The organism is Candidatus Zixiibacteriota bacterium (assembly GCA_021159005.1).
Lineage (GTDB): Bacteria > Zixibacteria > MSB-5A5 > UBA10806 > 4484-95 > JAGGSN01.
Window position 1 is genome coordinate 40,328 of the sequence record JAGGSN010000117.1, and the last position, 8,877, is coordinate 49,204.

An 8,877-nucleotide genomic window follows, 5' to 3' on the forward strand; every position below is an offset into this window, starting at 1 on the left:
TTTGGTTATATTTTCGATTTTAAAGGCCCTTGTTATCTTTAGGAATCCAACCTTCGTCCCCTACTGCGGGTTCAAGTTCGCGCTCCTGATAAACTTTTTTCAATGTGCTTTCATCCATGGCTTTAAGTTCATTTAAACCGTCAGTGAAATGACCGCCTTTAATATTAGCTACCATTTTTTCAAGATGTTCAGCGCGGGGAGTAAGAAACGCGCCATTAATTCGCCGCGCCATCTGGGCGATATGGTATTGCGGAAGTTCGCCAAAGCATCTGCTGGCGCACAAGCCGCATTGAATACAATCGAACGAAATGTGAGCCGCCTCGCCAATATCACCGCGTTTAAGGCAGGCGATATAATCCATCACCTCTACATCCATCGGGCAAACTTTGGTGCAAGCATTGCAGGCTACACATCGAAAAAGCTCGGGATATATTTCGAATATCTCCTCTGGCTTACCGGTTAGTTTGTCGAAATCATAAATAGCGCGATTTGCCGGATAGAACGGCAGCTGCGTTAAATACATCTCCGGTTCGACCACTGTTTGACAAGCCAAACCCGTATAGATTTTATAATCACCGGGTTTGCGATAAACAGTGCTGCAGGCGCCGCATACACCGCCACGACAGCCAGCGCCACGGATATACTTGTAGCCGGCGTACTCCATAGCTTTCATGATGGTTAACGTTTCCGGAACCTCGTATTTTTTCCCCATTATAAAAATTGGGATCATTTTTGCTTCTACTGATGTTTTTGTTTCTTCAGAAACGCTGCTCATTTCAACCTCTCTAAAATTTATCAAATTAAATAAATCAACATACTTTTTATACAGGAACTTCAGCGATTAGATTTTTTTTAGCGAGAAGCTCCAATGAACTTTTACGATTTAGCTCAAAATGACACTTATCCGGAGAAACTCCAAGCGCCAAAGCCAACAATTGTGAAAAATAGAAAACAGGAACATCTTTCGCATCGGCGTATTTCTCAAGCATAGCATCCTGCCGACGGGATAGATTGTAATCGCATAAAGGACAGGTTAAAACCAGCGCCTCAGCATCATTGGCAGCTGCGCTGCTTAAAATCTCATGCGATACTTTCAGTGCAGCATCAGGATTGCCCAAAACCTGATAACTGCCGCAACATTCGGTAGCCATCGAAAAATCAACCACTTCTGCGCCCAGTGTTTCCATAAACTGATGAAATATCTGCGGGTTGTCGGGCGAATCTAAAGCCACATCCTTAGGCCGCAATAAAGTACAGCCATAATAGGGAGCTACTTTCATTCTGTTTAATGGCGCTGATATTTTATTTTTGAGCTTTTCCCAACCGTAATCGTCGCGAATATAATCGAGAAAATGAACTACGCGAACATCGCCGAAATAATCCGGCTCTTCGTCCATAAACGAATTGATAGTATTTCGCTTTTCCTCATCATTTTTCATCAATTCATTAGCGCGGGCAAGCGTGTTGTAGCACATCGAACATAAAGTAATGACAGTATCGTTGCCGCGTTCTTTAACTCTAATTAAATCTCTTACCGGGGCTATAATGTGAATAAGATCATCGTCCGCTAATGAATAAACTGCCCCGCAACAGTTCCATCTCGGTAATTCTTCATATTCAACTCCAAGAACATCAAGAGATGCCAGAGCGGAAGTTTCAAGATTTTTTGCCTTAGTTTTAAGCGTACAACCGGGATAATAACTTATCTTCATAATTCACCTCATGATGTCATTTTACGAAAGCCGGAAACCATAGCAATTTGCGGCAACTCATCGATTTTTTCCGGTTCAAGTTTGGCTAATTCTACATGGTCGATATTTTGGCGAAGTTTTATCAAACGGAGAGCTTCCATAACCTTGGCAATATCGATCCCCCTGGGACAGCGAACCACACATGAATGACATGAAGCGCAAATCCAGGGCATATTAGACTGATTCAGTGCTTCCGCTTGGCCATATTGAATCATTATCATCACCTGTCTTGGCAGCAGATTAGCCTCCTCATTCATCGGACAAGAACCTGAACATGTTCCGCATTGGAAACATTGCTGAACATTCTGGCCGCTGATTTCCATCACCTTTTTACGTAATTGCTCATCAATAGTGCGTTGCGATATTTTTAATGGCATTACAACCTCTTGCGTGTTAATATGTTAATAATAAAAAAACACCCTAAACCCTTTGCTCTGATAATAAAACTTTTTCGTTATTTATTAACTTAAAAGCATATTATCAATATCATCACCTATCCAAACTCATGTCAATATAGAGTATTTATTTTTCCAGCACAACAACTTTGCGAAATTTTTCACAAGTCTTTTTCAAAATTCATTTAGTATAATTTTAAATAATGGGTTTAGACTTAAAGAAAATAGACTATTAATTGTAGCTGAAAATTTTTTTATATTAAAGATAGTTAAGATTAATAAGAATTTAATCGAATGCCGACAATTAATTTAGTATTCAGGAACATAAATGTAAGGAAGAATGTATAATATGTTTAATGTTGTATTAAAATGACTTGACTTTTAGGCAGGTTTATTTTTTCTTAAAACAATAGAAACAGGAGATAATTGGATTTTTCTTAGAATATAGAAAAAGGAGATAATTAAACATGCGAACTACTAAAATACTAATTATTGCAATTGCCGCAAGCCTGTTAATCACATCAACAGTTTTTGGTCAAACTACTATTAAACAAAAAACAGATCAGATCGCTAAGGAAAAGAAACTTGATAATAAGGGTGAATTAAAGAAAAAAGGACTTGATATAAAGGGTGAATTAAAGAAGAAAAAACCCAAATCAGTCAAAAAACGCAAAAGCAATATTCCCGAAATCGAGTTGAAAAATTCAAGAATTACCTATGAATACACTACTTTTAATTTCGGCTTGGTTTCTTCCGGCTCAAAGGTTTCTCACTATTTTCCGGTAAGCAATACCGGCTCGGATACGTTAATAATCACTAAAGTTAAACCAACGTGAGGATGCACAACCACAAAAAGAAGCGGAATAGTTATTCCGCCAGGCGAAACTTCATATATAGATGTAACTTATAGAACTTCTAAATCGGGAAAGAGAAAAACTCCGGTTACTAAAACTATCAAAGTTTATAGCAATGATTCATCGAAACCTACTTCTCAATTGAAAATAACTTCGACAGTGAATAACGAGCTTTTGAAATTCACTTGCCTCCCTCTTCAAGCTGATTTCGAGGACGTGGTTTCCGGCAAAAAAAGTAAAATATCTCTCGAATTAACAAATATAGATACCACTATTTCAGAAATTATAACAGTTTCTAATCCGATTTCAGAATATATTAAGAAAACCAAGATTAAAAAGCGGAAACTGAAACCGGGCCAAACTACGAAAATAGAATTCGAGTTATCGAAAACAGCGCCTATTGGCAACTTTTCTACATCACTGACTATTGAAGCCGCTAATAAGAAGAATTCCAGGATGACAATTCCTGTTATAGGATCTATCGTTGCTAAAACTATTAAGTCAAAGGAGCAATCCGGTAAATAAAAAGTTTATGTTATAAAATTTGGTTTTATACCAAGATTATTTTTCAAGGCGCTGGTAAATAAACGGCGCCTTTTTTATATATAAATATTTTTAGGATGTATATTTCCTGGCCTTGTAATAGAATACTATGGTTGTTGTGTAATGTTTTGCGTATTAATGTTTAGGATACCATACCGATTGGGGGAGGGGATGCGGGTATATCCCTACTGCCATTTTATTCGTCTGGCTTGCTTGGGGCGTTTATTGATGACCATTTAGAATAAAATTAATTATATTATTGCTAATTTCTCGTAATTTTCGAATCACTCGTTTTGCTTTTGAAAAACCTGACGAAAATGTTAATATTTATAATAAAATATCATTTTTTTCTTGCAATTATAATGGATTTGGATTTTATTTAACATAAGACAATTAATACTTCATAAAAATGGGGATCAATGGACCTTGTGTTGGTTATTATAGTAGTAGCATTAATCGCAATAAGCGTTTTTTACATTGTCGTTAAAATTATACTTATTATAGCCTTCAATATTTTAAAATTAGCGGTATTGGCCTTTATAAGTGTCTGGATATTAAATCATTTTAGTGAAATAATTAGCTTTTTAAATCGTATAAATATCCAAAGTCCCTAAACGATAGAGTCTTGGATATAATAAATGGCGCTTGCCTGTTTTAAATATCAGGCAAGCGCCTATAATTTTGCATTTACCGCAGAATTATTAAGTTGTAACTTCTTTGACTTCAGGTATGGCTGATTTTAATACTTTTTCGATACCCATTTTAAGCGTTATTTCAGACATCGGACAACCATGACAAGCACCGGTAAGCTTCACTTTTACAACGCCGTCATCACTAACATCCACTAATTCGCAGTCGCCGCCATCGGCTTGAAGTGAGGGTCTTATTTTGTTTAAGGCTTCCTGAACTCTCTCTTTCAATTTATTCTCCTGTTGAAAAAATTATTAATTTCCATTCAATCGTTCAACTATTTTTTCAGCAATATGTTTAAATTCAATAGCAGCCTTTCCGTTACCTGTTAAACCTACAGGTTTGCCTTTATCGCCGCTTTCACGCAAAGCTGTTTCTAAGGGAATTTGTCCAAAGAGAGGCTGATTGAGTTTTTTCGCTAATGCGACGCCGCCGCCTTTGCCAAAGATGTATTGTTTATTGCCGTTACCGTCAGAGTAATAGGACATATTTTCCACAACACCAATCATTTTCAAATCGACTTTAGAAGTCATTTCGGCGACGCGTTGAGCGACATTTGCAGCTGCCGGTTGAGGAGTTGTTACTACTAAAAGTTGAGATTCTTTGGCAGTTTGTGCGACTGAGATTGTAACATCACCAGTGCCAGGGGGAAGATCGATTAGCAGGTAATCAAGTTTATCCCAATAAACCTGTGTTAAAAATTGCACTACGGTTTTGTGAAGCATTGGACCGCGCCATATAACCGCCTGGTTTTCCTCAATGAAAAAACCCATAGAAATAATCTTGATCCCATTCTTAGTAACAGGAATCATGGCGTTATCTATGACAGTAGGCAAATCGTTAGTCCCCATCATGCGTGGAATAGAAAATCCGTAGATATCAGCATCGATAATACCAACAGAATAGCCTAAGTTTTTAAGAGCATAGGCGAGATTTACCGTTACTGTAGATTTACCGACACCGCCCTTGCCGGATGCGATAGCTATTATATGTTTTACTTTGGCATTATCGAAAAGCCCGGATGAAGTTTGACCGGTCATTTTTTTTGTTAAATCTGCCCGTTCCTGTGGATTCATACTGGTGAAATTTAGTTCAACTCCCTTTACGCCTTCAACTTGCATCAGGGCATTTGATATATCTTCGCGGAGTTTATGTTTTAACGGATGACCCTCAATAGTAAGTTTTATGGTTACAATAACTGTTCCATCTTGTTGCTCGATATTATCAACCATCCCCAGGTCTACAATTGAGCGTCCTATTTCAGGGTCATTAATTGGCTTTAAGGCCTCAATGATTTTTTCTTTGCTTATTACAGCGCTATTTTCAGACACGACAATCCTTTCTCCTTATAAATAGACTAATATTGTCTATATATTACTTTTGAAGATATACTAAAGGTTCCCATTGTCAAGAATTAATATATTGATAGTTTCCCAGACTTTTTGATATTTCCGCAGCAATACGCATCTTGATTTTTAAATGAATCTTAAGTATAATTTTATAATGGTAATCACTAAGAAAAGGAATTTTCAGGATTAGCTATAATAATAAACCAAAAATGAAAAAAAACGATTAATAAAAAAGTAAGAATAAATAATGAAAATTTAACAGCCATTGTTTAATCATCAAAGGTTATGTAAAATAATTTAACAGGATTAGCAATTAAAATAAATCCGGAATCGAGAATAATTTGATTAACTTTTGTTTTGGCATTCACAACCATCAACCGGTAGGCAATTTTGACTTCGTGTTTGAAAAAGCTTATCAGCAATGCTATCTGCCGTTTGTAAAACTGCTGGCTGAATACCCCGATATAAAAACAACCCTTCACAATACCGGTGTTCTCTGGCAGTGGCTGCAGAATAACCATCCTGAGTATTTCGAGCATATTAAAATGCTTTTAGATGCAGGTCAGCTTGAACTTCTAAGCGGCGGTTTCTATGAGCCGATTCTGCCGGTAATTTTTGATAGCCATAAAATCGGTCAGATAAAGATGCTCAACGATTATATCAAGAGGAATTTTTCAGTTAAGTCACGCGGAATGTGGCTGGCGGAACGAGTCTGGGAACCGCATTTAGCGGGAACAATAAGAGACTGCGGCCTTGAATATACTATCCTTGATGATACCCATTTCCGCTGGGCCGGATTGACAGAAGACCAGCTTGACGGATATTTCATCACCGAGGAACAACATAAAAAATTGGCGTTGTTCCCAATCTCGAAGGAACTTCGCTATGCCGTCCCATTCTATACTGTTGATAAGGTTTGCGATGTATTTAAGCGTATGGCTAAGAGTTCGCCGGGCAAGCTGGTTGTTTATGCCGATGATGGCGAGAAATTCGGTATCTGGCCGGATACATACAAGCTTTGTTATGAGGAAAAATGGTTGGCTGATTTTTTCGAGATGATATCAAAAAATTCCAATTGGCTGAAAATGAAATTTTTCTCCGAGGCAATCGATGATTTCGAGCCTAACGGCAGGATATATCTTCCCACAGCATCCTATGCCGAGATGGGTCAGTGGTCTTTGCCATCGCAGGGATTTAATCATTATGAGGAAATCGAAAAGCATTTCAAGCAAAATAATCTATGGGAAAGCCGCGGATACTTGGTGCGCGGCGGATTCTGGCGAAATTTCCTATCGAAATATCCCGAATCGAATAATATGCATAAGAAGATGTATCGAGTCGCTTTAAAAATTGAACGGCTTGAGGAGAAGCTTCCGACTTCAAAGAAAAAGAAATTAGCTAAGGCTATTGATTTGCTTTACCAGGGACAATGCAATTGTCAATACTGGCATGGCGTATTTGGCGGGCTGTATTTAAACCATCTGAGGTATGCCGCCTATAATCGTCTCATTCGGGCTGAAAATATTGCTGATAACCTGGGCGCATTGCCCAAAAGCGGCAGCTTGGAAATAGTTGATTTTGATGATGACGGCAGGAATGAAATTATAGCTGAAACAGGTTATCTGAACGCCTATTTCTCTCCACGGTTTGGCGGTTCGATGTTTGAATTAGACCTTAAAAAGAAAGGCTTTAACCTTTTGGATACGATGACACGCCGCGAGGAAGGATATCACAACAAACTGTTTCAACTTCAGAATCAAAATGAAAGCGATAGTAAATCTATCCATGACCGAATCGAGGCTAAAGAAGAAGGTTTGGAGAAATACCTTATATATGATTGGCATCGACGAATATCATTTGTTGACCATATTATGCCAACTGAAACGGGTTTTGAGCAGTTTGCCTCGAATGATTATCAGGAGTCAGGCGACTTTATTATTGAGCCATTTACATATAAAACCAGAAAAACTCCCGCTAAGCTGATAGTTGAGTTTCTGCGTGAAGGGCGAATCAAACATGAAGACAGCGCTAACAATCTGTCAATAGAAAAGGACATTTCAATAATGCTTAAGCAGCCGGTAATTGAGGCTGTTTATACGCTTGAAAATCAGTCGGCTGCAGAGCTTCATTTTGCTTTTGGGGTTGAGTTCAATTGGTCGATGCTTGCCGGCGACTCGGCCGACCGATATTATTATATCGATAACCATAAATTAGAACACAGCAGGATGAACAGCCATGGGGAAACCCCGGACGTGAATGTTTTCGGGCTTGCAGATAAATATCATAAGCTTGATATCAATATCAGCTTATCGGAGTCTTGCCGATTATGGCGTTTCCCGATTGAGACTGTGAGTTTATCGGAACATGGTTTCGAGAGAGTGTATCAATCCTCGCTTACCTGTCCTTGTTTTGAGATAAAGCTGACGCCGGGTGAGTCGCGTAAGCTGGTAATCAAGATAGAATTTAAAAATTTGCAGGAATAATGCTGATAGTTGTTGCTTTTTCGACAACCTGACAAGCTTACGGCTTGATCTGCTTTAGATTTAGGATTATGGGAAATATCCAGCTAAATAAAATGTTGACATTCGGTTAATTATTCCTTTTATATATTAAAGTATTTATATTTAGATTATCTATCAAAGGAGGAACTATGAATGGTATATGTCACATCGAGATTCCCTCGAAGGATTTTGAAAAAGCCAAGAGATTCTACGGTGATGTTTTCAATTGGAAATTTCAGGATATTACCGAAATGAGCTATATGACTTTCATGGCTCCCGATGGTGTTAATGGCGGGTTTACTAAGAAATTTGCAATCGCTTCTAATCCGGGTATTGTTTTTTATATTGAGGTTGAGGACATTCCGGCGGCAATAAAAAAATCAGAGAAAGCCGGTGGAAATACTTTGGTTGCCAAAACTGAGATTTCATCTGAATTTGGCTATTTCGCTTTCATAAATGACCTTGAGGGCAACAGGATAGGTCTCTGGGCTAAGAAATAATTTTTATTTCAGGCTGATTAACAAGCGCTGTTCCAAACCTGCCCGAATATTTTAACCAGATTTTGCAGCCCTGCCCGCCGGCAGGCAGGTTGGAATTTTATTTTGGCAGTGATTATCATATAAAGCATGCTATAAATCGATATCATTCTCTGGTTGCCAAGCGCCGCTTGGTAACCAGAGGAAACATAATTCCGAATAATTTATTAATTTATTTCACTACTGTCCGGCTTTTTTATAGAATTCTTAAAATAATACCCAACAATCGAAGCTTGCTTATTTCATAACCCATAGAGC

Annotated in this window: 8 protein-coding genes and 1 pseudogene; 4 read left to right on the forward strand and 5 right to left on the reverse strand. The window is 38.1% G+C overall.

Features of this window, described 5'->3' with window-relative positions; translation table 11 throughout:
* Positions 1 to 19: 19 nt before the first annotated feature.
* From J7K40_07565 to J7K40_07575, 3 genes are read right to left on the reverse strand one after another with little or no spacing between them, the layout of a single operon-like run.
* Positions 20 to 775 carry a 4Fe-4S dicluster domain-containing protein gene (locus tag J7K40_07565; GenBank protein ID MCD6162256.1) on the reverse strand — a complete coding sequence of 252 codons (756 nt, stop codon included), beginning with the start codon at positions 773 to 775 and terminating at the stop codon, positions 20 to 22.
* Between the two features lie 46 nt (positions 776 to 821).
* The gene (locus J7K40_07570; protein ID MCD6162257.1) at positions 822 to 1,712 is read right to left on the reverse strand and encodes a CoB--CoM heterodisulfide reductase iron-sulfur subunit B family protein; all 891 of its coding nucleotides are present in this window, start codon (positions 1,710 to 1,712) and stop codon (positions 822 to 824) included.
* Between the two features lie 8 nt (positions 1,713 to 1,720).
* The gene (locus tag J7K40_07575) at positions 1,721 to 2,128 is read right to left on the reverse strand and encodes a 4Fe-4S dicluster domain-containing protein (protein ID MCD6162258.1); all 408 of its coding nucleotides are present in this window, start codon (positions 2,126 to 2,128) and stop codon (positions 1,721 to 1,723) included.
* Between the two features lie 485 nt (positions 2,129 to 2,613).
* On the opposite strand from J7K40_07575, the gene J7K40_07580 reads away from it, so the two are divergent.
* Positions 2,614 to 2,982: a DUF1573 domain-containing protein gene (locus J7K40_07580; protein ID MCD6162259.1), complete on the forward strand. Its 369-nt coding sequence runs from the start codon at positions 2,614 to 2,616 to the stop codon at positions 2,980 to 2,982.
* A 27-nt stretch (positions 2,983 to 3,009) separates the two neighbouring features.
* On the forward strand, positions 3,010 to 3,525 hold the full coding sequence (locus tag J7K40_07585; GenBank protein ID MCD6162260.1) for a DUF1573 domain-containing protein: 516 nt from the start codon (positions 3,010 to 3,012) through the stop codon (positions 3,523 to 3,525).
* 719 nt (positions 3,526 to 4,244) lie between these two features.
* Here J7K40_07585 and J7K40_07590 read toward each other — a convergent pair.
* Both J7K40_07590 and J7K40_07595 read right to left on the reverse strand, forming a co-directional pair.
* Positions 4,245 to 4,463 (reverse strand): NifU family protein, encoded by a 219-nt coding sequence (locus tag J7K40_07590; protein MCD6162261.1) that lies wholly within the window; start codon positions 4,461 to 4,463, stop codon positions 4,245 to 4,247.
* Positions 4,464 to 4,487: 24 nt separating this feature from the next.
* Positions 4,488 to 5,555: pseudogene (locus J7K40_07595) on the reverse strand (Mrp/NBP35 family ATP-binding protein).
* Between the two features lie 368 nt (positions 5,556 to 5,923).
* Between J7K40_07595 and J7K40_07600 the strand changes: the two are divergent.
* Together J7K40_07600 and J7K40_07605 are read left to right on the forward strand one after the other, a co-directional pair.
* Positions 5,924 to 8,065 carry a DUF1926 domain-containing protein gene (locus J7K40_07600; GenBank protein MCD6162262.1) on the forward strand — a complete coding sequence of 714 codons (2,142 nt, stop codon included), beginning with the start codon at positions 5,924 to 5,926 and terminating at the stop codon, positions 8,063 to 8,065.
* Between the two features lie 167 nt (positions 8,066 to 8,232).
* Complete coding sequence (locus tag J7K40_07605) at positions 8,233 to 8,583, forward strand: VOC family protein (protein ID MCD6162263.1); 351 nt, start codon at positions 8,233 to 8,235, stop codon at positions 8,581 to 8,583.
* Positions 8,584 to 8,877: the final 294 nt, after the last annotated feature.